General features: G+C 59.4%; 23 protein-coding genes. 7 read left to right on the top strand and 16 right to left on the bottom strand.

Annotation, left to right across the window (positions count from 1 at the left end; all coding sequences use genetic code 11):
* Nucleotides 1-21: 21 nt before the first annotated feature.
* Together glpK and BFQ03_RS23580 are read right to left on the bottom strand one after the other, a co-directional pair.
* Complete coding sequence (gene glpK / locus BFQ03_RS23585; protein ID WP_065942643.1) at nt 22-1,527, bottom strand: glycerol kinase GlpK; 1,506 nt, start codon at nt 1,525-1,527, stop codon at nt 22-24.
* A gap of 78 nt (nt 1,528-1,605) precedes the next feature.
* A complete protein-coding gene (locus tag BFQ03_RS23580; protein ID WP_065942644.1) occupies nt 1,606-2,460 on the bottom strand; it encodes an MIP/aquaporin family protein in 855 nt (284 codons plus the stop codon).
* A 371-nt stretch (nt 2,461-2,831) separates the two neighbouring features.
* On the opposite strand from BFQ03_RS23580, the gene ybaK reads away from it, so the two are divergent.
* Nucleotides 2,832-3,302, top strand: a complete 471-nt coding sequence (gene ybaK, locus BFQ03_RS23575) for a Cys-tRNA(Pro) deacylase (RefSeq protein ID WP_032859903.1) — start codon at nt 2,832-2,834, stop codon at nt 3,300-3,302.
* 153 nt (nt 3,303-3,455) lie between these two features.
* Here ybaK and BFQ03_RS23570 read toward each other — a convergent pair whose 3' ends face one another.
* Complete coding sequence (locus tag BFQ03_RS23570) at nt 3,456-4,565, bottom strand: ABC transporter ATP-binding protein (RefSeq protein ID WP_032858450.1); 1,110 nt, start codon at nt 4,563-4,565, stop codon at nt 3,456-3,458.
* Complete coding sequence (gene argF, locus BFQ03_RS23565) at nt 4,562-5,482, bottom strand: ornithine carbamoyltransferase (RefSeq protein ID WP_065942645.1); 921 nt, start codon at nt 5,480-5,482, stop codon at nt 4,562-4,564. The genes BFQ03_RS23570 and argF overlap by 4 nt, the downstream gene beginning before the upstream one ends.
* 435 nt (nt 5,483-5,917) lie before the next feature.
* On the opposite strand from argF, the gene BFQ03_RS23560 reads away from it, so the two are divergent.
* Both BFQ03_RS23560 and grxD read left to right on the top strand, forming a co-directional pair.
* Nucleotides 5,918-8,026 carry a molybdopterin oxidoreductase family protein gene (locus BFQ03_RS23560; protein ID WP_032858448.1) on the top strand — a complete coding sequence of 703 codons (2,109 nt, stop codon included), beginning with the start codon at nt 5,918-5,920 and terminating at the stop codon, nt 8,024-8,026.
* Between the two features lie 103 nt (nt 8,027-8,129).
* Nucleotides 8,130-8,468, top strand: a complete 339-nt coding sequence (gene grxD, locus BFQ03_RS23555) for a Grx4 family monothiol glutaredoxin (protein ID WP_032858447.1) — start codon at nt 8,130-8,132, stop codon at nt 8,466-8,468.
* 166 nt (nt 8,469-8,634) lie between these two features.
* On the opposite strand, the gene bfr is transcribed toward grxD, so the two are convergent.
* The gene (bfr, locus tag BFQ03_RS23550) at nt 8,635-9,105 is read right to left on the bottom strand and encodes a bacterioferritin (protein ID WP_032858446.1); all 471 of its coding nucleotides are present in this window, start codon (nt 9,103-9,105) and stop codon (nt 8,635-8,637) included.
* Nucleotides 9,106-9,306: 201 nt separating this feature from the next.
* Entirely contained in the window at nt 9,307-9,525 is a 219-nt protein-coding gene (locus tag BFQ03_RS23545) for a bacterioferritin-associated ferredoxin (RefSeq protein ID WP_032858445.1), read from the bottom strand.
* A 236-nt stretch (nt 9,526-9,761) separates the two neighbouring features.
* Between BFQ03_RS23545 and BFQ03_RS23540 the strand changes: the two genes are divergently transcribed.
* Complete coding sequence (locus BFQ03_RS23540) at nt 9,762-10,364, top strand: peroxiredoxin (RefSeq protein WP_032858443.1); 603 nt, start codon at nt 9,762-9,764, stop codon at nt 10,362-10,364.
* 70 nt (nt 10,365-10,434) lie between these two features.
* On the opposite strand, the gene rnt is transcribed toward BFQ03_RS23540, so the two are convergent.
* Nucleotides 10,435-11,106: a ribonuclease T gene (gene rnt, locus BFQ03_RS23535; protein ID WP_029295237.1), complete on the bottom strand. Its 672-nt coding sequence runs from the start codon at nt 11,104-11,106 to the stop codon at nt 10,435-10,437.
* Nucleotides 11,103-12,149 (bottom strand): dihydroorotase, encoded by a 1,047-nt coding sequence (gene pyrC, locus BFQ03_RS23530; RefSeq protein WP_065942646.1) that lies wholly within the window; start codon nt 12,147-12,149, stop codon nt 11,103-11,105. Before pyrC ends, rnt begins: the two co-directional genes overlap by 4 nt.
* 156 nt (nt 12,150-12,305) lie before the next feature.
* On the opposite strand from pyrC, the gene BFQ03_RS23525 reads away from it, so the two are divergent.
* The 3 genes from BFQ03_RS23525 to BFQ03_RS23515 all read left to right on the top strand — a co-directional run bounded on the left by BFQ03_RS23525 (nt 12,306) and on the right by BFQ03_RS23515 (nt 15,818).
* Complete coding sequence (locus BFQ03_RS23525) at nt 12,306-13,214, top strand: flagellar protein MotY (protein WP_032858438.1); 909 nt, start codon at nt 12,306-12,308, stop codon at nt 13,212-13,214.
* Nucleotides 13,215-13,342: 128 nt separating this feature from the next.
* Nucleotides 13,343-14,560 (top strand): argininosuccinate synthase, encoded by a 1,218-nt coding sequence (locus tag BFQ03_RS23520; RefSeq protein WP_003208700.1) that lies wholly within the window; start codon nt 13,343-13,345, stop codon nt 14,558-14,560.
* 625 nt (nt 14,561-15,185) lie between these two features.
* Entirely contained in the window at nt 15,186-15,818 is a 633-nt protein-coding gene (locus tag BFQ03_RS23515; RefSeq protein WP_032858436.1) for a response regulator transcription factor, read from the top strand.
* A 61-nt stretch (nt 15,819-15,879) separates the two neighbouring features.
* Here the strand turns inward: BFQ03_RS23515 and BFQ03_RS23510 are convergent, their stop codons facing one another.
* The 8 genes from BFQ03_RS23510 to metG all read right to left on the bottom strand — a co-directional run bounded on the left by BFQ03_RS23510 (nt 15,880) and on the right by metG (nt 22,793).
* Nucleotides 15,880-16,062 carry a PA3496 family putative envelope integrity protein gene (locus tag BFQ03_RS23510; RefSeq protein ID WP_065942647.1) on the bottom strand — a complete coding sequence of 61 codons (183 nt, stop codon included), beginning with the start codon at nt 16,060-16,062 and terminating at the stop codon, nt 15,880-15,882.
* Between the two features lie 107 nt (nt 16,063-16,169).
* Nucleotides 16,170-16,808 (bottom strand): endonuclease III, encoded by a 639-nt coding sequence (nth, locus tag BFQ03_RS23505; RefSeq protein ID WP_032858433.1) that lies wholly within the window; start codon nt 16,806-16,808, stop codon nt 16,170-16,172.
* Nucleotides 16,809-16,824: 16 nt separating this feature from the next.
* Nucleotides 16,825-17,328 (bottom strand): Rnf-Nqr domain containing protein, encoded by a 504-nt coding sequence (locus BFQ03_RS23500; protein ID WP_032858431.1) that lies wholly within the window; start codon nt 17,326-17,328, stop codon nt 16,825-16,827.
* Nucleotides 17,321-17,926: an RnfABCDGE type electron transport complex subunit G gene (locus tag BFQ03_RS23495; protein ID WP_065942648.1), complete on the bottom strand. Its 606-nt coding sequence runs from the start codon at nt 17,924-17,926 to the stop codon at nt 17,321-17,323. The genes BFQ03_RS23500 and BFQ03_RS23495 overlap by 8 nt, the downstream gene beginning before the upstream one ends.
* On the bottom strand, nt 17,923-18,888 hold the full coding sequence (locus BFQ03_RS23490; RefSeq protein ID WP_065942649.1) for an RnfABCDGE type electron transport complex subunit D: 966 nt from the start codon (nt 18,886-18,888) through the stop codon (nt 17,923-17,925). The genes BFQ03_RS23495 and BFQ03_RS23490 overlap by 4 nt, the downstream gene beginning before the upstream one ends.
* Nucleotides 18,875-20,083, bottom strand: coding sequence for an electron transport complex subunit RsxB (gene rsxB, locus BFQ03_RS23485; RefSeq protein ID WP_032858427.1), 1,209 nt, complete (start codon nt 20,081-20,083; stop codon nt 18,875-18,877). Before rsxB ends, BFQ03_RS23490 begins: the two co-directional genes overlap by 14 nt.
* Nucleotides 20,080-20,631 (bottom strand): Rnf-Nqr domain containing protein, encoded by a 552-nt coding sequence (locus tag BFQ03_RS23480; protein WP_065942650.1) that lies wholly within the window; start codon nt 20,629-20,631, stop codon nt 20,080-20,082. The genes rsxB and BFQ03_RS23480 overlap by 4 nt, the downstream gene beginning before the upstream one ends.
* A 110-nt stretch (nt 20,632-20,741) precedes the next feature.
* Nucleotides 20,742-22,793, bottom strand: coding sequence for a methionine--tRNA ligase (metG, locus tag BFQ03_RS23475; protein WP_032858424.1), 2,052 nt, complete (start codon nt 22,791-22,793; stop codon nt 20,742-20,744).
* Nucleotides 22,794-22,799 lie beyond the last annotated feature (6 nt).

Raw genomic sequence — 22,799 nt, 5'->3', positions numbered from 1 at the left:
TAAGTGGGTCCGGCGCTTGGCTTATTCGGCGCCTTCGTGGGGTTCCCAGTCGCGGGTGCGGCTGACCGCTTTTTTCCAGCCGGCGTAGAGTTTTTCTTTGGCTGGCTCGTCCAGTTGCGGTTCGAATTCACGCTCGATCACCGCCTTGCCACGCAGTTCTTCCAGGCTGCCCCAGAAACCACAGGCCAGGCCGGCCAGGTAAGCGGCGCCCAATGCAGTGGTTTCGCGCATTTGCGGTCGTTCGACCTGGGTGCCAAGGATGTCGGCCTGGAACTGCATCAGGAAGTTGTTGGCCACTGCGCCGCCGTCTACCCGTAGGGATTTGAGGCGTTCACCGGAATCCTGCTGCATGGCGTCGAGCACGTCGCGAGTCTGGTAGGCAATCGACTCCAGGGCTGCACGAATGATGTGATCCACGCGTACGCCACGGGTCAGGCCGAACAGCGCGCCACGGGCATACGGGTCCCAGTACGGCGCGCCCAGGCCAGTGAAGGCCGGTACCAGGTACACGCCGTTGCTGTCCTTGACCTTGTTGGCGAAGTATTCGGTGTCGTGGGCATCGTTGATGATCTTCAGCTCGTCACGCAGCCATTGCACGGTGGAGCCGCCGTTGAAGACAGCGCCTTCGAGGGCATAGGCCACTTCGCCACGGGGGCCGCAAGCGATGGTGGTGAGCATGCCGTGCTTGGATTTGACTGCCTTGTCGCCGGTGTTCATCAGCAGGAAGCAGCCGGTGCCGTAGGTGTTTTTCGCCTGGCCCGGCTCGACGCACATCTGGCCGAACAGGGCGGCTTGCTGGTCACCAGCGATACCGCCGATGGCAATCCCGCTTTTGGTACGGCCATAGATTTCCGAGGAGGATTTAACTTCTGGCAGCATTTCCCGTGGGATATCCAGCACCTCCAGCATCTTCGCGTCCCACTCCAGGGTGTGGATGTTGAAGAGCATGGTGCGCGAGGCGTTGGTGTAGTCGGTGACGTGGGTCTTGCCACCGGTAAATTTCCAGATCAGCCAGCTGTCGATGGTGCCGAACAGCAGCTCGCCATTGCGCGCGCGTTCACGGCTGCCTTCGACGTTATCGAGGATCCACTTCAACTTGGTGCCGGAGAAGTACGGGTCGGTGACCAGGCCGGTGGTGTCGCTGATGTATTGCTCGTGGCCGTCGCGCTTGAGCTGCTGGCAGATCTCGGTGCTGCGGCGGCATTGCCAGACGATGGCGTTATAGATCGGGCGGCCGGTGATCTTGTCCCAGACCACCGTGGTTTCACGCTGGTTGGTGATGCCGATGGCGGCGACCTGATCGTGGTGCAGGCCGGCTTGCGCCAGGGCCTCGACCATCACGGCGCTCTGGGTGGCGAAGATTTCCATCGGGTCATGCTCGACCCAGCCGGCTTGCGGGTAGTGCTGGACGAATTCACGTTGGGCGGTGCACACCACGTTGGCGTCACGATCAAAGATGATCGCCCGTGAACTGGTGGTGCCCTGATCAAGGGCAATGATGTAGTTCTTATTCTCTGTGTCGGTCATGTCGATTGCCTTGGACGGAAAAAGGGAGTGGGTGAGTAGCCTGGGCCGCAAAGGGCAGGAGGGCTCAGGCTACCGCTATCAGGATGTTCGGGTATTACCGCTGGCGGCGGTGTCGGCTGCATCAGTTGTAGCAGGTGCGGCGTTGGGCAAGTGGCGGGCAATCAGCCCGCGATAGGCCGCAGCGCCGAGGCAGGCACCGACAATCGGTGCAAAGATCGGAATCAGGAAGTACGGAATGTCGCGCCCGCCAGTGAAGGCCATTTCACCCCAACCGGCGAAAAAGGTCATCAGTTTGGGGCCGAAATCACGGGCCGGGTTCATCGCAAACCCAGTCAAAGGGCCCATGGCGCTGCCGATGACGGCGATCAACAGACCGATCAGCAGCGGGGCCAGGGGGCCGCGGGGCAGGCCATTATTGTCATCGGTCAGGGCCATGATCACGCCCATGAGGATGGCGGTGATGACCATTTCCACCAGAAACGCCTGGGCTGTATTCAGCAAGGCGTGAGGGTAGGTGGAGAACACCGAGGCCAACTCCAGGCTGGCTGCGGAGCCACGGACCATCTGGTGGGTTTGTTCGTAATCGAAAAGCAGGTTGCTGTAGAGCGTGTAAACCAACGCGGCGGAACAAAAGGCGCCGGCGACCTGGGCGATGATATAGAAGGGCAGTTTGCGTTTGTCGAAGTCGGCAAAAATGCACAGCGCGATACTGACGGCTGGATTGAGATGAGCCCCGGAAATGCCGGCGCTCAGGTAGATCGCCATGCTCACGCCGATCCCCCAGATGATGCTGATTTCCCACAAGCCAAAGCTGGCACCCGCGACCTTGAGCGCAGCGACGCAGCCGGTGCCGAAGAAGATCAGCAGCGCGGTGCCGAGGAACTCGGCCATGCATTGGCTTGAAAGTGAAGGCTGTTGAAGAGCAGTTGTCATTGAAAACCTCGGTTTTTTTTCTTGTCTGGCGCGTTGTCACAACGGACAAGGCGCGATTTTCACCATGGACAGGATCCCCATCCTGTTTGTGGCTTACTGCTCGATTACTGCAGGAAGATTCGTACGGTATTCGGAAACGAAAAAATATAGACAAGAAACACTGCTGTCAAAGGTCGAAAGTGAACGGTCGGTCATTTTCTAACTATTAGTGTGATGAATGATCGCGACAGCACGACAAATGAATGGGCGGCAAGCGGGGTCAGGCTCTGCGCGGATTCGCCGCACGGCGCCCTGCACTAGAGCGTTTTGCCTGGGTTTGTCCTAGAATCGGCGGTCTGCTTTGCCACGTTTTCCCCAAGCCTGGAGCCTCCATGACACCCGCATTGGACTTGTTGAAGAAAGTTCGCGCCGAACATCGTATCCACAGTTATGAACATGACCCCAAGGCCGCCTCTTATGGCCTGGAGGCCGCGGAAAAGTTGAGCCTTGACCCGGCGCAGGTGTTCAAGACCTTGCTCGCCAGTAGCGAAAAAGGTGAGTTATTGGTGGCGGTGGTGCCAGTCGTCGGAAGTCTGGATTTGAAGGCCCTGGCTCACGCAGCAGGCGTCAAGAAAGTCGAGATGGCCGACCCGGCTGCGGCGCAGCGTTCTACCGGTTATTTGTTGGGCGGGATCAGCCCGTTGGGGCAGAAGAAACGCTTGCGCACGTTCATCGATGTGAGTGCCCAGCCTTTTGCGACAATTTTTGTCAGCGCCGGCAGGAGAGGGCTGGAGGTAGAGTTGGGAGCAGCAGTGCTGGCAGAGCACACCCAGGGTAAATTTGCGCCGATTGGCCGGGCCTGACGTCAACTTCGAAGGTATCGGCAATCTAAATGTGGGAGCGGGCTTGCTCGCGAAAGCGGTGGGTCAGTCAACCTCTATATTGGCTGATCTACCGCTATCGCGAGCAAGCCCGCTCCCACACAAGCCTGCTCTCACATTTTGGATTTGGTTGCTTCAGCTGGCAGTGCTATAGCGCCGCACACCGGACTCCACCTGCGGAATCTGCGCCGCCGTGCTCCCCGAGGCCTGGAACAGCACCAGGTGTTCGGCCGCCACGCGAATCCCGACCTGTACACCCACCTGATGATCGGCATGGCTGGGGAAGATCGACTCTAGCTGGGCCCCGGTCGGCAACTGCAGGCGGTACAAGGTCGAGGCACCCAGGAAGGTCTTGCCGACGATCTGTGCTTTCAGCGCGCTGTCCGGTGCGTAAACGATGTCATCCGGGCGCAGCAACACGTCCACTGCACAGCCGGCCGGCCAGGTGTAGGCACGATTACCGCGCAACTCACCCAGTTCAGTGGTGACCGACTCCGGCGTAATCAACTGCCCACGGATGAAATAGCCCTGGCCAATAAAGCTCGCGACATAAGGTGTCAGCGGTTCGTGATAGAGGTTGTAGGGCGTATCCCACTGCTCCAGGCGGCCCTCCTTGAACACGCCTACATGGTCACTCACGGCAAAGGCTTCTTCCTGGTCATGGGTCACCAGGATCGCACTGGTGCCACGGGCCTTCAGGATGTCCCGCACTTCATGGCTGAGCTTGCGCCGCAGTTCGCCGTCGAGGTTGGAGAAGGGCTCGTCGAGCAACAGTAATTGCGGTTCCGGCGCCAATGCACGGGCCAGGGCCACGCGTTGCTGCTGCCCGCCAGACAGTTCGTGGGGGAAGCGTTTGCCCAGGTTCTTCAGGTTGACCAGCTCCAGCAGCTCACTAACCACGCGCTCTTTGTGCGGGTGTTTGCGGATACCGAAGCCGATGTTGTCGGCCACGCTGAGATGGGGAAACAGTGCGTAGTCCTGGAACACCATGCCAATGCGACGTTTCTCCGGAGCCAGGGTAAACCCTGCACTGGAGATGACTTCGCCGGCCAGGTTGATTTCGCCTTCGTGCACCGGCTCGAACCCGGCAATTGCCCGCAGGGTGGTGGTCTTGCCACAGCCCGAGGAGCCCAGCAGGCAGCCGATATCACCTGCGTTGAGGTGCAGATTGAGGTTCTGCACCACCCGTTGGTCCTGATAGCCGCATGCCAGATTGCGCAGGTTCAGCAGAAGTGGCTGGCTCATGCGTGGTGGTACGCCGGTGGGACCAGGAACTCCAGCAAGGCCTTCTGGGCGTGCAGGCGGTTTTCTGCCTGGTCCCAGGCGACGGAGCGCGGGTCGTCCAACAGGTCGAGGCTGATTTCTTCACCGCGATGCGCCGGCAGGCAGTGCATGAACAGCACATCTGGCGCGGCGAGGTCGAGCAATTCACGGGTGACCTGATAAGGCGCAAACAGGGCCAGGCGCTTGGCGGTTTCGTCTTCCTGGCCCATGGAGGTCCAGACGTCGGTGCTCACCAGGTGCGCGCCGATCACGGCGTCTTTCGGGTCACGCACAATTTGCACGCGGGCGTCGGCCTTGGCCAGGAATTCGGCGCTGGGCTCATAGCCCACAGGGCAGGCAATGCGCAGATGGAAGTCGAACTGGATCGCCGCTTCTATATAGCTGTTGCACATGTTGTTGCCATCGCCGATCCAGGCCACGGTCTTGCCCTGGATCGAGCCGCGATGTTCGAGGAACGTCTGCATATCGGCCAGCAACTGGCACGGGTGCAGGTCATCGGACAGCCCGTTGATCACCGGTACCCGCGAGTTGGCGGCAAATTCGGTGAGCGTGCTGTGGGCGAAGGTACGGATCATCACCGCGTCGAGCATGCGCGACATGACGATGGCGCAATCGCTGATCGGCTCGCCACGGCCCAGTTGGGTGTCCCGTGGCGACAGAAAGATGGCCTGGCCGCCGAGCTGGATCATGCCGGCTTCGAAGGACAGGCGGGTACGGGTGGACGACTTCTCGAAAATCATCCCGAGTACGCGGTTTTTCAAAGGCTCGAACAGTACGCCGCGATTACGCAGGTCTTTAAGCTCAATGCCTCGACGGATCACGCTGACCAGCTCTTCGGGCGTGCAATCCATCAGGGAGAGAAAGTGCCTTGCGCTCATCATTAACTACCTTTTTGCAACAGACCGCAGATACTCAAAGCCTTGTTTATTGTGACAACGGGCGAGACCTGCGGCGAAAGCCGCACGGGGCGACGAAATAGGGGAAGGCGCGATATTGACACTAAATGTCGCGTCTTACCAATAGGCTACGGTTTTTTAGAGGGGTTCAAAGGGGCGGGAATTGCACTTTTGAGGCCTGTTTACGCACTGCAGCGGGTCATTTGTACACTGGCGTCGCGACCTTTTGCAATGTGTGATGGCGGCCTGAGGCCAGGTTGCGTCGGTTTCCTGGGCAACGCGGGCGCTCTCTGAAACATTTACTCATGCTTGGCCATGGCCTGGCCTGATGCCCGTTGATTCACGGGGCGAACGTTGCTGGCGCCACTAGTGGCCGCGGCCCATAGTTGGGCCAAAGCCCTAATAAAGAGACTGGCCATGACCAAGACTCTCCATCACCGTGCCTGCCACCTGTGCGAAGCCATCTGCGGCCTGACCCTGGAAACCACCACCTCTGAGGAGGGCGGCATCGCCATCACCTCGATCAAGGGTGACGCCCAGGACACCTTCAGCCGTGGCCATATCTGCCCCAAGGCCGTGGCCCTGCAGGATATCCAGAATGATCCCGATCGCCTGCACCAGCCGATGCTGCGGGTGGGCAGCGAATGGCAACCGATCCCGTGGGGCGAGGCCTTTACCCTGGTGGCCGAGCGGCTGGCGGGCATCCAGGCGCGGCATGGGCAGAATGCGGTGGCGGTATACCAGGGCAATCCCAGCGTGCATAACTATGGCTTGATGACTCACAGCAACTACTTTCTCGGGCAGTTGAAGACGCGCAATCGTTTCTCTGCAACGTCGGTGGACCAACTGCCTCACCACCTTTCCAGCCACCTGATGTATGGCCATGGCCTGTTGCTGCCCATCCCGGATATCGACCAGACCGACTTCATGTTGATCCTGGGCGGCAATCCACTGGCCTCCAATGGCAGCATCATGACCGTGCCAGATGTGGAAAAGCGCCTGAAGGCGATTCAGGCGCGGGGCGGCAAAGTGGTGGTGGTCGACCCCCGGCGCAGTGAGACGGCGGCCATGGCCGACCAGCATCTGTTTGTGCGTCCCGGTGGGGATGCGGCGCTACTGTTCGGGCTGCTCAACACCTTGTTTGCCGAGAACCTGACCCGCGACAGTCACCTGCCGGTGGACGGCCTGGATGAAGTGCGCCGCGCGGTTGAGGGTTTTACCGCCGAGGCCATGAGTACCCGGTGCGCGATCCCGGCGGCACAGATTCGCCAGTTGGCGCGGGATTTTGCAGCGGCAGACAAGGCGGTCTGCTACGGCCGGATGGGGGTGTCGACCCAGGCATTCGGCACCTTGTGCCATTGGTTGGTGCAGTTGATCAACCTGGTCACCGGCAATCTGGATCGGGTAGGCGGCGCCTTGTGCACCGAGCCCGCAGTGGACCTGGTGGCGGCGACCTCCGGCGGGCATTTCAATCGCTGGCAGAGTCGGGTTTCCGGGCGTCCCGAATACAGCGGTGAACTGCCGGTGTCGGCCCTGGCCGAAGAAATGCTCACCGAAGGCGAAGGGCAAATCCGCGCACTGGTAACGGTCGCCGGCAATCCGGTGTTGTCCACGCCCAATGGGCGGCAACTGGAGCAGGCGTTGGACGGCCTGGAGTTCATGGTCAGCGTGGACTTGTATATCAATGAAACCACGCGCTATGCCGACCTGATCCTGCCGTCGACCTCGGCCCTGGAAAACGATCACTACGACACCACCTTCAATATGTTTGCGGTGCGTAACGTCACGCGCTTCAACCGGGCGATCCTGCCCAAGCCTGAGGGCGCGTTGCACGACTGGGAAATTTTCGTCGGCCTGGCCCAGGCGTTTGCGGCCAGGACCGGCAACCCGCTCAAGCCCACGATGGCGCCAGCGCAGATGATTGATTTTGGCCTGCGGGCGGGCGCCTATGGCGATGCCTCCAGCCATAAACTGTCGGTGGCCATGCTGGCCGAGCATCCCCATGGCCTGGACCTGGGGCCGTTGAAGGCCAACCTGGCAGGGCGCTTGAAAACCGCCAATGGTCGGGTGCAGGCGGCGCCAGCAGTGATCCTGGCGGACCTGGCGCGGTTTGCAGCCTTGCCGTTGCCCAAGGCCGATGAGTTGCTGCTGATCGGTCGCCGGCATGTGCGCAGCAATAATTCATGGATGCATAACTATCACCGGTTGGTGAAGGGCAAGCCGCGGCATCAATTGCTGATGCATCCGGATGACCTCGCCAGTCGCCAACTCAGTGATGGGCAGCAGGTGCGGGTCAGCTCGCGGATCGGCATGATCGAAGTGCAAGTGCTGTCCAGCCTGGAGATGATGCCTGGCGTAGTCAGCCTGCCTCACGGTTGGGGGCATGACCGGCCGGGCGTACACATGAACATTGCCAGCGCACAGCCTGGAGCCAGTGCCAACGACCTCACGGATGAGCGGCAGTTGGACGAGCTGTCGGGCAACGCAGCATTGAACGGCGTGCCAGTGCAGGTCGCGGCGGCGTGACGCAGTGAGTCTGTCGGGGAGCCTGAGCACCACGCTGGGATTTTGCGTTACAATGCGCCACCGTGCCGACCTGTGAGTCGCAAAGTTCCAGCCGAGGTGTTCCATGGATATCATCGAAACGATTAAAGAGCAGATTGCCAACAACACCATTCTGCTTTACATGAAGGGCGCCCCGAATGCCCCTCAGTGTGGCTTCTCCGCGAAGGCTTCCCAGGCTGTCATGCAGTGTGGTGAAAAGTTCGCTTACGTGGATATCCTGCAAAACCCGGAAATCCGCGCCAACCTGCCGAAGTACGCCAACTGGCCAACTTTCCCACAACTGTGGGTAGCCGGTGAACTGGTCGGCGGTAGCGATATCATCACCGAAATGGCGGCTGATGGTTCGTTGCAGGCGCTGATCAAGGACGCTGCTGAAAAAGCCGCTGCCAAGACCGAAGCGTAATTCGCGCGCAATAAAAAGCCCCGCTTCTCATTCGAGAGCGGGGCTTTTTTGTACCTGTAGGAGCGAGCTTGCTCGCGAAAAGCGTAAAGGCGCCGCGTTCATTCAGAATGCTCGCGTTATCGTTAACGTCCTTCGCGAGCGAGCTCGCTCCTACAATAGTTAGAGATTATTCACCCATCTGCGATTGCAGGTAATTCTCCAGGGTCACTTTGTCGATCAGGCCGACTTGGGTTTCCAGCCAGTCGATGTGCTCTTCCTGGTCTTCCAGGATATCTTCCAGCAGCTCACGGCTACCGAAGTCGCCCTTGGTCTCGCAGTGGGCAATGGCGGCCTTGAGGTCGGCGTGGCTCTTGCGCTCCAAGTTCAGGTCGCTGTTGAGCATTTCCAGGGTGTGCTCGCCGATGTTCAGCTTGCCCAGGTCCTGGACGTTCGGCAGGCCTTCGAGGAACAGGATGCGCTTGATCAGCGCGTCTGCATCCTTCATGGCCTTGATCGATTCCTTGTACTCACGCTTGCCGAGCTTTTCCAGGCCCCAGTCGTCATACATGCGTGCATGCAGGAAGTACTGATTGATCGCGACCAGTTCATTGGCAAGGATTTTGTTGAGTTGCTGGATGACTGAGATGTCGCCTTTCATGATTGGGGTCCTGCCCTGTATTCGTTGTATATAGGGCAGAGTTTGAGCTGCACAATTACGAGTGTCAAACCTAAGTTATTGAATAATAAATGAAAATTAATCGGAATAAGAATGTTTGTGTTCCGCGTCTTGGTGCTAACTATTTGAATTACAGACATAAAAAAACCGGACATTAAGTCCGGTTCTTTAAAATAGGCTGATTCAGGCGTGTGTAAATTCTACTGAATAGGGGATTGCGGCCTGGGCTACCTGCAGTTTTGTCAGGGTTTCCCGTACCACTTGCTTGGCGAGGCAGGCACATTTGCCACATTGGCTGGCTACGCCGGTGGTTTCACGCACTTCCTTGTAGCTGCAGCAACCTTCATAGATCGCTTCGCGGATTTGTCCGTCGGTGACGCCAGTGCAGAGGCAGACATACATAAGGGAGAACCATCGCGGGTTTAAGGCTTAAGTGCGATGGATCTTAATGTTAACGAGAATGATTGTCAAAGTGCTTTCTCAAAGCATTGCCCCCCATATGGCCCTCGCTGACGAACGGCTTTTTTCAGGTATGATGGTTGGTCTTTACGAAGCGTGATCGCGTCACGGGCCTGTCGTCAAATCACGGCAGACTCAAAGGCGGTCCATTTACTTCAATTACCATCAGGAGATAACCAATGAGCGTACTCGTCGGCAAACAAGCCCCGGATTTCGACGTACCAGCCGTCCTCGGCAATGGCGAAATCGTTGACAGCTTCAAGCTGTCTGAAGCCATCAAAGGCAAATACGGCCTGGTGTTCTTCTACCCGCTGGACTTCACCTTCGTCTGCCCGTCCGAGCTGATCGCCCTGGATCACCGCATGGACGACTTCAAGGCGCGTAACGTTGAAGTGGTTGCCGTTTCCATCGACTCCCATTTCACCCACAACGCCTGGCGCAACACTGCCATCAATGATGGCGGCATCGGCAAAGTCAAATACACCATGGCTGCCGACATGAAGCACGACATTGCCAAGGCCTACGACGTTGAGTCCGAAGGCGGCGTGGCATTCCGTGGCGCGTTCCTGATCGACGACAAGGGCGTTGTGCGCTCGCAGATCATCAACGACCTGCCGCTGGGCCGTAACATGGAAGAGCTGATCCGTCTGGTCGACGCTCTGCAATTCCACGAAGAGCACGGTGAAGTCTGCCCGGCCAACTGGAAAAAAGGCGACAAGGGCATGAACGCTTCGCCAGCAGGCGTTGCGGCTTACCTGACCGAGAACGCTGGCAAGCTGTAAGCCAGGTTCGCGGTAAAAAAAACCGGCCTGAGAGGGCCGGTTTTTTTATGCATGGGATTCAGGGACGCAATCAGTCGCTGAAGTCTTCCCAGCCGCCCATCTGTTTCCAGCGGTTGACGATGCCGCAGAACAGGTCGGCGGTCTTCTCGGTGTCGTAGCGAGCCGAGTGGGCTTCACGTCCGTCGAAGTCGATGCCGGCTGCCTGGCATGCCTTGGCCAATACGGTCTGGCCATAAGCCAGGCCAGCCAGGGTGGCGGTGTCAAAGCTGGAGAACGGGTGAAACGGGTTGCGCTTCATGTCCAGGCGCGCCACGGCGGCGTTGAGGAAGCCCAGGTCGAAACTGCTGTTGTGGCCGACCAGGATCGCGCGTTTGCAGCCATTGGCCTTCAACGCCTTGCGCACACCACGGAAGATGTCGGTCAGCGCAGCTTCTTCGCTGACGGCCATGCGCAACGGATGATCGAGCTTGATACCGGTGAACTCCAGGGCAGCGGCTTCGATGTTGGCGCCTTCAAACGGCTCGACGCGGAAGAAGTGGGTGTGTTCTGGATACACAAAGCCCTGTTCATCCATGCCGATGGTCGTCGCGGCAATTTCCAGCAGCGCATCGGTGGCGCAATTGAAACCGCCGGTCTCTACGTCGATAACGACAGGCAGATAGCCGCGGAAACGCTCGGCCATCGGGTGACGCGAACCGCCGCCACCGTGTTCCTGTTCGTCGTCGTAATGGTCTTCACTCACTTGTGTTCCTCCAGCAGGCGCCAGCGCAGTGTTTCACCGGCGCGCAGCGGGATAACGGTCAACTCGCCAAATGGCAGGCTGGTGGGGGCGGTCCAGTCTTCACGGACCAGGGTAATGCGGTCGGTATTCGCCGGCAGGCCGTAGAAGCGCGGGCCATTGAGGCTGGCGAAGGCCTCTAGTTTGTCCAGGGCGTTGCGCGCCTCGAAGGCCTCGGCGTACAACTCGATCGCCGCATAGGCGGTGTAGCAGCCGGCACAGCCGCAGGCCGCTTCCTTGGCGTGCTGGGCGTGGGGCGCCGAGTCGGTGCCGAGGAAAAACTTCGCGCTGCCACTGGTGGCGGCATCGAGCAACGCTACCTGGTGAGTGTTGCGCTTGAGGATCGGCAGGCAATAGAAGTGCGGCCGGATCCCGCCCACCAGCATGTGGTTGCGGTTGTACAGCAGGTGGTGCGCGGTGATGGTCGCGCCAACGTTGGCCGAGGCCTCGCTGACGAACTGCACGGCATCTGCGGTGGTGATGTGCTCGAACACCACCTTGAGGGTCGGGAACAGCTCGACCACACGGCGCATGTGTTCGTCGATGAAGATCTTCTCGCGATCGAATACATCGACATCGCCACGGGTGACTTCACCGTGGATCAGCAGCGGCATGCCCACTTCGGCCATGGCTTCGATGGCGGGCAGGATCTTGTCGATACTGGTCACGCCGGAGTCGGAGTTGGTCGTGGCACCGGCCGGGTACAGCTTGGCGGCGTGTACGAAACCGCTGGCCTTGGCCTCGCGGATTTCGGCAGGCTGGGTGCGGTCGGTCAGGTAGAGCACCATCAACGGTTCGAAGCGGCTACCGGCCGGCCGCGCAGCGAGGATGCGCTGGCGATAGGCGTCGGCTTCAGCGGCATTACGCACCGGAGGTACCAGGTTAGGCATGATGATGGCGCGGCCAAACGTGCGCGCAACATCGGCCACGGTTTGGGGCAACGCAGCACCATCGCGAAGATGAATATGCCAGTCGTCGGGACGCAGCAGGGTCAGGCGGTCGGACATTGGGGATTCCAGGCGGGTCAATCTGGTGGGAATGCTACCGGAAAAGACTCTTGCAGGCACTCGCTATCAAGTTTTGCAGGGCCCGACCGATATCCCTGGGTATGCCTTAACGATGTATGACGCCTTGATGTGTTGTAGAAACCAGTGGAGCCGCCCGTGCGCCAGCAATATCTAGCCCTGCTCAGCGTGTTCGCCAGCCTGCCCGCGATGGCCCTGACATTCCAGACGCGCCTGGAGAATATCGAGTGGAAGGTGGAAGGCGACAAGTTCGAGTGCCGCTTGAGCCAGCCGATCACCGATTTTGGTTCGGGTGAGTTTGTGCGCCGGGCCGGCGAGCAGGCAACATTCCGTCTGAAAGCCTATAACAGTGCGTTGGGTGTTGGTTCCGCAACGCTATTGGCGGCGGCGGCACCGTGGCAGCCGGGGCGCGGTGATATCAACCTTGGTGCCGTACGTGTCGGCAGCGGCGATGTGCTGTTCAACAGCTCCCAAGCCCAGGCCGGGCGCCTGTTCAATGGTTTGCTGGAGGGTCGCAGCCCCACCGTGCGCCACTATTCCCGGGACGGCGGCTATTCGGAAATCCGCCTGCTGCCGGTGCGATTCAATAAGGCCTATAGCGACTACCAGTTGTGTACCGCGAAATTGCTGCCGATGAATTTCGAGCAGGTCAAGCAGGCTGAAGTGGGCTTTCCGGGTGGTGGTATCGACCTGGATCCGGCGGCCAAGGCCAAGTTGATGGTGATGCTCGAATTCATCAAGGCCGATCCTACGGTCAACCATATCGAACTGGACGGCCATTCGGACAACAGCGGCAACCGCCTGACCAATCGCGACCTGTCCCGGCGCCGGGGCCTGGCGGTGATGGACTTCCTCAAGGCCAACGGTATTCCTGAGTCGCAGATCGTTCTGCGCTTCCACGGTGAACGTTATCCGCTGGTGCCCAATACCAATCCGGCCAACCGGGCGAAGAACCGGCGAGTGAATATTCACCTTGATCGCGTGCCTGCCCCCGAGAAACCAGCGCCCCAGGCCACGGCTCCGGCGAATGCGGCGGCGACGTCCTGAGTGCGGCCATTCGTCGCGCGCCCGACATAATCTGTCGCTTTATCTTCATTTGCTGTCGCGCCCCTGTAATTTCACGGTTTTGATCGGTAGAATCGACGCCTTTCCGTAAAACCCCGTGGAGTGATGGCATGGCCGACGTAAACAAGGTCGTTCTCGCGTATTCCGGCGGCCTGGACACTTCGGTGATCCTCAAGTGGCTGCAGGATACTTATAACTGTGAAGTGGTGACCTTCACCGCTGACCTGGGTCAGGGCGAAGAGGTCGAACCTGCACGAGCCAAGGCGCAAGCCATGGGCGTCAAAGAGATCTACATTGACGACCTGCGCGAAGAATTCGTCCGCGATTTCGTTTTCCCGATGTTTCGCGCCAACACCGTCTACGAAGGCGAGTACCTGCTGGGTACTTCCATCGCACGTCCGCTGATCGCCAAGCGCCTGATCGAAATCGCCAATGAAACCGGCGCTGACGCCATTTCCCATGGCGCCACTGGCAAGGGCAACGACCAGGTGCGTTTCGAACTGGGCGCCTATGCCTTGAAGCCTGGCGTAAAAGTGATTGCCCCTTGGCGTGAATGGGACCTGTTGTCCCGTGAAAAGCTGATGGATTACGCTGAAAAGCACGCAATCCCGATCGAACGCCACGGCAAGAAGAAGTCCCCGTACTCGATGGACGCCAACCTCCTGCACATCTCCTATGAAGGCGGCGTGCTGGAAGACACCTGGACCGAGCACGAAGAAGACATGTGGAAATGGACCGTCTCCCCGGAGAACGCTCCTGACAAGGCCCAGTACCTGGAACTGACCTACCGCAACGGCGACATCGTCGCGCTGGACGGCGTCGAAATGACCCCGGCCACCGTACTGGCGACCCTGAACCGTATCGGTGGCGAGCACGGCATTGGCCGTCTGGACATCGTGGAAAACCGTTACGTGGGCATGAAGTCCCGTGGCTGCTACGAAACCCCAGGCGGCACCATCATGCTGCGCGCTCACCGCGCCATCGAGTCCATCACCCTGGACCGCGAAGTGGCTCACCTCAAAGATGAGCTGATGCCCAAGTACGCCAGCCTGATCTACACCGGCTACTGGTGGAGCCCTGAGCGCCTGATGCTGCAACAGATGATCGATGCGTCCCAGGTCCATGTGAACGGTGTTGTGCGCCTGAAGCTGTACAAGGGCAACGTGATCGTGACCGGCCGCAAGTCCGATGAGTCGCTGTTCGATGCCAACATCGCGACCTTTGAAGAGGACGGCGGTGCCTACAATCAGGCCGATGCCGCTGGTTTCATCAAGCTCAACGCCCTGCGCATGCGCATTGCGGCCAACAAGGGCCGCAAGTTGTTCTGAAAAGCCTGAAGCCTCATAAAGAATGGTTCCTTGAAAGAGGGGCCATTTTTTTTACCTGCGATTCAGGAGGCGATTGTGTTTATCAATGTTTAATGTTCTTTTGGTCGTCGGAATTTTTGGTGTTTATTATTTTTTACATTTGATTTTTTGTGTCAGAAAGTTGGTGTTTCAGGCGAATAGTCTTATTTGTGTTTGAATTCATCCAGTTGTTTAGTAGTAAAAAGGAAGCGTTAGGTTTCGTTTGTAGAAATATCTGTCAGATAATTCCAGTTGTTGTCAGGGGGTGTTGCACGAGGGAACTTTTTGGAAACGGCTTTGGTGGCTCCGACGCCCGCCGATGCAAACCGTGCAAGGGGTATTTCCTGAAAGTGGCGTGCGTCACGTTTACTTTTCCTCGGCGATGGGGGCTTTTTTGAGTCAAGATATGTTTGCCAGCGGAAAGTTCTGAAAGGCCGAACAAAAACCGACACATCCATATAGTCGTTTTTTTGTAGGCTTATTCTCATAACTTTGTGGGCTGGGTCTCTGCTTGTCGTTACTTGGGGGGGAGTGCTATGCCAAGGAGGAAACGACTAGGCTATTGTGCTGGTTCTGAATAATTCGAACAGCGAAATTGGACTTGCCCATGAATAAAGTGCTGATCGTGGATGATCATCCCGTCATTCGTCTTGCTGTACGCATGCTAATGGAACGTCATGGTTATGAGGTCGTTGCAGAGACCGATAACGGAGTCGACGCGTTGCAACTAGCGCGGGAGCATATGCCGGATATTGTCATCCTGGATATTGGAATTCCCAAACTTGACGGTTTGGAAGTTATTTGTCGCCTGTCTTCCACAAAGCAGGCGCAACCCTTCAAGGTGCTGGTCTTGACGTCACAGGCGCCAGGCCACTTTTCCATGCGTTGCATGCAGGCTGGTGCCGCGGGCTACGTGTGCAAGCAACAGGATCTCACCGAGTTGCTGAGTGCGATCAAGGCGGTGCTGTCTGGCTACAGCTACTTCCCCAACCAGGCCCTCAACTCGGTGCGCTCCACGCAAGGCAATACCAGTGAGGCGGATATGGTCGAGCGGCTCTCAGGCCGGGAGATGATGGTGTTGCAGCAACTGGCCCAGGGCAAAACCAACAAGGAGATCGCCGACGGCATGTTCCTCAGCAACAAGACGGTGAGCACGTACAAGACACGCTTGCTGCTCAAGCTCAATGCCCGGTCCCTGGTGGACCTGATCGAGCTTGCCCAGCGTAACGGCCTGGTTTAATAAGCAGGGAGCAACAGGCAGGAAAAGCCTCCATGGCGGAGGCTTCTGTGTGATCGTTTGGCTAGAGATCGAAATCGTAATCGGCCAACTGTTTTTGCAAGCGTCGCTCTTCCAGAAGATTGTCGATGGTGCGGCGTTTGCTCAAATTGGTCTTGGCAACTTCTACAGGTGCCTCGGCTGCTTCGTCAGCGTCTGCGGCCACAAAGTCATCTTCTACATCCAGTTGCTCTTTGCCAGTGCTCATAAGGTTAACTCCAGGCTAAGACTGCCGTTGGCGCTCCTTATATCGACAATCGTGCACCGGGTAAAAAAGATTTTTTCAATCGACTGATCAATAAAATCAATGATTACTCAATCGTCCGACGTCTTTTCCTTGTATTCACACAGATCCTCGATGCGACAGCTGCCACAACGCGGCTTGCGGGCCTGGCACACATAACGTCCGTGCAGGATCAGCCAGTGGTGGGAGTCGAGCAGGTAAGGCTTGGGTACAAACTTCATCAGTTGCTTCTCCACCTCCACCACATTTTTGCCAGGCGCCAGCCCTGTACGGTTGCTGACTCGGAAAATATGGGTGTCCACTGCCATCGTCAGTTGGCGAAACGCTGTATTGAGCACCACATTGGCCGTCTTGCGCCCCACGCCGGGCAATGCTTCAAGTGCTTCGCGGGTCTGTGGCACTTCACCGCCATGCAACTCGACCAGCAACCGGCAGGTTTCAATGACGTTCTTCGCCTTGCTGTTGTACAGGCCAATGGTCTTGATGTACTGCGACAGCCCTTCCACCCCCAGGGCATGGATCGCCGCCGGGGTGTTGGCCACGGGAAACAGCTTGGCCGTGGCCTTGTTCACGCCCACATCCGTCGATTGTGCAGACAGGATCACGGCGATCAGCAACTCGAACGGTGACGAGTAGGCCAGTTCGGTCTTGGGTTCCGGATTGTCTTCGTGAAACCTTCGAAAGATCTCCAGGCGTTTTGCGGCGTTCATTGGGCGAGCGGTTCCTTCAGTGTGGTTTGCGGCGTTGAGTCCAGGCCTGCCATCCGGCAAGCAGCAACCCGAGCAGAATAAACCCTGTTGGGGCGAGCATGGCGATGCTGCTGGCGAGTAAAAAGCGCGCAACAGTGATTGCAACCAACAGCCCGGCTGACACAGCGATCAGTTGAAGCCGTGCCCTGCGCTGGTTGGCAGCGAACAGGCCGTCATGTTCAAGCAGTACGCATTGCATGGCGATCAGCGCCAGGTATGCCCCAAGGCCCATAGACGGCGCAAAGGCCAGGGCCTGCGCCACCAGGTACGCGCAACTGACCCAGGTGGTGGCCAGCAACACATTGGCCATCAGCCGCCAATGGCCACTGAGGCGATTGCGCACCCAGCCGCAGCTCCAGCCATGGAGCGTTACGATTAGCACCCACGAAACCCAGAACATTGCGGCGCCCGACGGCGTAGCACTGACACCCAGCAGCGCAGGTAGCAACAACAGGCTGGCGAGGGCGAACGGTTTAGTCATGGTCGGTGGGCTCCAGCAGTGCCTGGCGATGCCCGTCAAAGTAGCGCAAGGCATCATGGATCGCATTGATCACCGCGCGAGACGTGATGGTGGCGCCGACCATCTGGTCGAATTGGCCGCTGTCTCTCTTCAGCGCCCAGGCCTGTGGATTTTCCAGTGACAGCCCCTTGAATGCAGCAATCCACGCATTGCCGGACTCGCCAATGTGTCCGCCCAGACTGGGTGTTTCCGTGTGTGCCAGGGTTTTTACCCCGAGCAGCTTGGCGTTGCGGTCGATGGCAATCAGCAACTCAATGCGCCCACCATATCCATCGATCTGTGAGCGCAGCACAACCGCACTGGGTTTACCGGCCAGGGTCGCTAGGTAACCACCCAGCAGTTGACTGTTGTCCAGCATTGGCGAGGTGATGCCCAGTGGGTGCTCCAGCGGTTGATTGTCATAGCCGCCAGTGGGCAGCACATCCAGCAGCGCCCGGTTTTGCAGCGCGCGCTGCTGCTCGGCAATCGGCTTGGCGGTCAGCTGTTGCAGGCCGATGGTCAGGCCCACTGCGCCAACCGCGATCAGCAGCACGATCAAGGCTTGAGAGGTGCGCTTCATGCATTCACCGCCTGCGGTCGCGCCCAACGCTCCAGCGCGGGCACCGCCAGGTTCATCATCAGTACCGCGAACGCTACGCCATCCGGGTAGCTGCCCCAGGTGCGGATCAGATAGGTCAATACACCCACACCCACGCCAAACAGCAAGCGCGCCCGCGCACTTTTCGCACCCGACACCGGTTCGGTGATGATGAAGAAGGCCCCCAGCATGGTGGCCCCAGTCAACAGATGAAACAGCGGCGAGCCATGGGAGTCGGAGCCCGAGCCGTTCCAGCACAGCAGGCTGATGACGAACAGGCTGGCGAGCATGCCCACTGGCGCGTGCCAACTGAAAACCCGTTGCTGCAGTAAAAAAAGCCCGCCGGCGAGAAACGCCAGGTTTACCCACTCGCTTCCTTTGCCTGCGATCTGGCCGAAAGCCGGGTGGCGGGCGAACAGCTCATCGATGGTCAGGCTATTGTTGATGCGCAAAGCGTCCAGCGCCGTGGCTCGGGCCCAGGCATCGGCGGCCTCGCCGTGCAGGCCGAACACCTGTTGCAGGCCGGCCAGCAGGTCGAGGCCGTGGGACGCCGGCCAATGGGTCATTGGCTGGGGAAAGGCCAGTAACATCAGGGCATAACCGACCATGGCCGGGTTGAATGGGTTCTGCTTGCCGCCATACAGGTGTTTGCCCAGCAGCAATGCACTGCTGACGGCGCCCAGGCATAACCACCACGGGCAATAAGGTGGCAATGCCAGGGCCAGCAGCACCGCGCTGACCAGACCGCTCAGGTCGCGGGAGTCATGGCCGCGCAACCGACGCACACAGGCTTCGACGGCCCATGCACAGGTGCCGGCCAGCAACAGATTGATCAGCACGCCCCAGCCATACAGCCAGAACAGCACCAGCAAGCCAGGCGTTACTGCCATTAACAGGCGCTGCATGGCCTGTTGCTGGCGCTCGACTGCTTCAGGCGCCAACATGTTCATCCACCCAACGTTGGGCGTCAGCCAGGCGCTGCCTGGCGTCCATCAGCTCGATTGCACTGCTGGCGGGGTGGCGTTCGAGCTTGCTCAGGTCGGCGCGGGCATAGGCCAGGGCGGTCTTCAACTGGCGCAGTTGGTTGTCGATCGGCCGTTTCTCGACACGTTGCAGGTCTGGCCTGGGCTGGGCTGAGTTTTCCTCGGCAGCGTGCAACGCCTGTTCAGCAGCGGCCAGGGCTGTGCCCAGTGTGGCCAACTGTTCGGCGCCGGCCAGCGCGTCCTGGGCTTTTTTCAGCTCGGCGCGACGCATGGCCAGCTGGATTTTTGCGCGCTTGAGCTCAGGATCTTTATTGGTTTGCGGGATCGCCACGGCGGGGGCGTTCGCTTCGAGTGCGTTTAATGCCTGTTCGGCGGACTCAAACTGTTGTTGCAGGATGATCAACTGCGACTGCTGCTCAAAGGTTGGCGGGTGGCCAAAGGCTTTGAGGGATTTGTGCAGTTGCGCTCGGCTCATTGCCAGGTTGATTTTGGCCTTTTTTACCGCCGCATCGATGTCGGCAGCTTTTTGCGCGCGGACCCGCTCGATGGCGGCCTGCATAGGGTCGCTCTCAACCTGCGGGCTGGGGGCCGGGCGTTTGCTGCGGGCCAGGCGTTCCGCCAGTTTGTGTTCTTCCTCGCGTTGCAGCCGTGCATTGCGCTGTTCGAAGCGACGCCGGGCGCGGTCGCGCTTGGTCGCTCGCGCCTGGAGCTCCTCGGCGGTACTGGCAAAGCCTGCGACTATCGGCAGCACCGTGGCCTGGGGCAGCGCCAGCATATCAATGCAGTCCACCGGGCACGGGGCCACGCACAAGTCGCAGCCGGTGCATTCATCGACGATGACCGTATGCATCAACTTTGCTGCGCCGACAATCGCATCCACCGGGCAGGCCTGGATGCACTTGGTGCAGCCGATGCACTCGGCCTCGCGGATAAAGGCAATCTGCGCGGGAGCTTCGCCACGGGAACGGTCCAGCTCCAGCGGCGCCAGGTTCAACAGCTGCGCCAGCTCGGCGATGGTTTCGGTGCCGCCAGGCGGGCACTTGTTGATGGCCTCGCCCTGGGCGATACCCTCGGCGTAGGGCCTGCAACCCGGGTGTCCGCATTTGCCGCATTGGGTCTGGGGCAGCAGGGCGTCGATACGTTGAATCAGGCTCATGGTGTGATCATTGCGTTTAAGCCCAGCAACGCCACGGCCATCAGCCCGGCGCTGAGCAGGTTCACGGGCAGGCCTTTGAAGGGCTGGGGGATATCGTTTTGGTCTATTCGCTGGCGCAGGTCATTGAACAGGCTGAGGATCAGCCAGAACGCCGGGCCGATGCCCAGGCAATAAATCAGTTGGCTGGTATTGCCAGGGCTCAGGAGCACCACACTGAGCACGCCGGCGTTGGCCAGCAGCGGCCCCCACAACCCAGTAAAGGGCAGTGCGGGCACGCGGCGGGAAAGCACATTCAGCAACGGCTGGCTCAACAGGATCACCGCGGGCACGTAGGCAAACAGCCATAACGCGCCCAGCGCCAACGGCTGCAACAAAAAAAGGTCCAGCAGATAGCTCGAAATACCGGCCAGCGCCACCAGCAGCGTGGTCGCGAGCCCAAGGGCATGCACCCGCAGTCGTTCCAACTGTGGATCACCAGGCAGCAACCGGCGCAGCATGTACTGGCTGATCAGGGTGGCGCTGAGAAGGGCGACTAGCATTTCGGTCATGGTCGAGCCGGTTAAGCAAACAGGGCCTGATTATCCGGCAAGCAGGGAGAGGGTACTAGCGCAAACCGCCCTGTCGCGGCTAATCACCACGGCAGGGCAGGCTTGAGGTGTTACTTGATGCGCTGGCCAGGCTTGGCGCCGCTGTCCGGGCTGAGCAGGTAGATCTCTTCACCGCCAGGGCCGGCAGCCATCACCATGCCTTCGGAGATACCGAACTTCATTTTCCGTGGCTTGAGGTTGGCGATCATCATGGTCAGGCGACCATCGAGCTTGGACGGGTCCGGATACGCGCTCTTGATCCCGGAGAACACGTTGCGTTGTTCATCACCGATATCCAGGGTCAGGCGCAACAGCTTGTCGGCGCCTTCCACCGCTTCGGCCTTGATGATCAGCGCGACACGCAGGTCCACTGCGGCAAACGCGTCGAAGTCGATTTCCGGCGACAGCGGATCCTTGGCCAACTCGCCATTGCCCGCTGGGGCTGCCTGGCCGGTATCGGTCTGGCTGGCGGTCAGGTCTTCCTTGGAGGCGTCAGTCATGGCCTGCACCTTGACCGGATCGATACGGGTCATCAACGGCTTGAATTCGTTGAGCTGATGGCTGTTGAGCAGGCGGGTATGGTCATTCCAGGTCAGCGGTGCAACGTTGAGGAATGCCTCGGCGTCGGCGGCCAGCAACGGCAGCACCGGCTTGAGGAAGATCACCAGTTGGCGGAACAGGTTGATGCCGGTGGCGCAGATGGCCTGGACTTCATCCTGCTTGCCTTCCTGCTTGTTCAGCGACCACGGCGCCTTGTCGGCGATCCAGGCGTTGGCACGGTCGGCCAGGCCCATGATCTCGCGCATGGCACGGGCAAAGTCGCGGGCTTCATAGGCATCGGCGATGCTTGGCGCGGCGGCCAGGAAGGCGTCGGTCAGTTCTGGCGCGGCGTTGACCGGAACCATCACGCCAGCATTGCCCTTGTGGATAAACCCGGCGCAACGGCTGGCGATGTTGACTACCTTGCCCACCAGGTCCGAGTTGACCTTCTGCACGAAGTCTTCCAGGTTCAGGTCCAGGTCGTCTACGCCACGGCCCAGCTTGGACGCGTAGTAGTAGCGCAGGTACTCCGGCGACAGGTGGTCCAGGTAGGTGCGCGCCTTGATAAAGGTGCCACGGGACTTGGACATCTTCTGGCCGTTGACCGTCAGGTAGCCGTGCACGGCGATGCCGGTTGGCTTGCGGTAGCCCGAGCCTTCGAGCATGGCCGGCCAGAACAGGGCGTGGAAGTTGACGATGTCCTTGCCGATGAAGTGGTACAGCTCGGCGGTGGAGTCCTTGCCCCAGAACGCATCGAAGTCCAACTCTGGCGTGCGGTCGCAGAGGTTCTTGAAGCTGGCCATGTAGCCGATTGGCGCGTCCAGCCACACATAGAAGTACTTGCCCGGTTCATCGGGGATCTCAAAACCGAAATACGGCGCATCACGGGAGATGTCCCACTGTTGCAGGCCGGCATCCAGCCATTCGGCGATCTTGTTCGCCACGGCGTCCTGCAGGGTGCCGCTGCGGGTCCAGGCTTGCAGCATTTCCTGGAAATCCGGGAGCTTGAAGAAGAAGTGCTGGGAATCCTTGAGCACCGGGGTGGCGCCAGAGATCGCCGACTTCGGATCCTTCAGGTCGGTGGGTGCATAGGTGGCACCGCATTTTTCGCAGTTGTCGCCGTACTGGTCTTCAGTGCCGCACTTGGGGCAGGTGCCCTTGATGAAGCGGTCGGCCAGGAACATTTTCTTTTCCGGGTCGAAATACTGGGTGATCGAGCGCGTAGCAATGTGCCCGGCGTCACGCAGCTTCAGGTAGATCTGGCTCGACAGCTCGCGGTTTTCTTCGGCGTGGGTCGAGTGGAAGTTGTCGAAATCCACCAGGAACTCGGCAAAGTCGGCGCTATGTTCAGCCTGGACGTTGGCGATCAGTTGTTCCGGAGTGATGCCTTCCTTTTCGGCGCGCAACATGATGGCCGAACCGTGGGCGTCGTCTGCGCAGACATAGATGCATTGATTGCCGCGATGCTTCTGGAAGCGCACCCACATATCGGTCTGGATGTACTCAAGCATATGGCCAAGATGGATGGAACCATTGGCATAGGGCAGGGCGCTGGTGACGAGGATCTTGCGTGGCTCGGACATGGGGCT

Origin of the sequence: Pseudomonas sp. 25 R 14 (genome assembly GCF_900004755.1) — a bacterium.
Lineage (GTDB): Bacteria > Pseudomonadota > Gammaproteobacteria > Pseudomonadales > Pseudomonadaceae > Aquipseudomonas > Aquipseudomonas brenneri.
The sequence above is the reverse complement of the archived record's forward strand: the minus strand, read 5'-3'. Positions and strand labels throughout refer to the sequence as shown.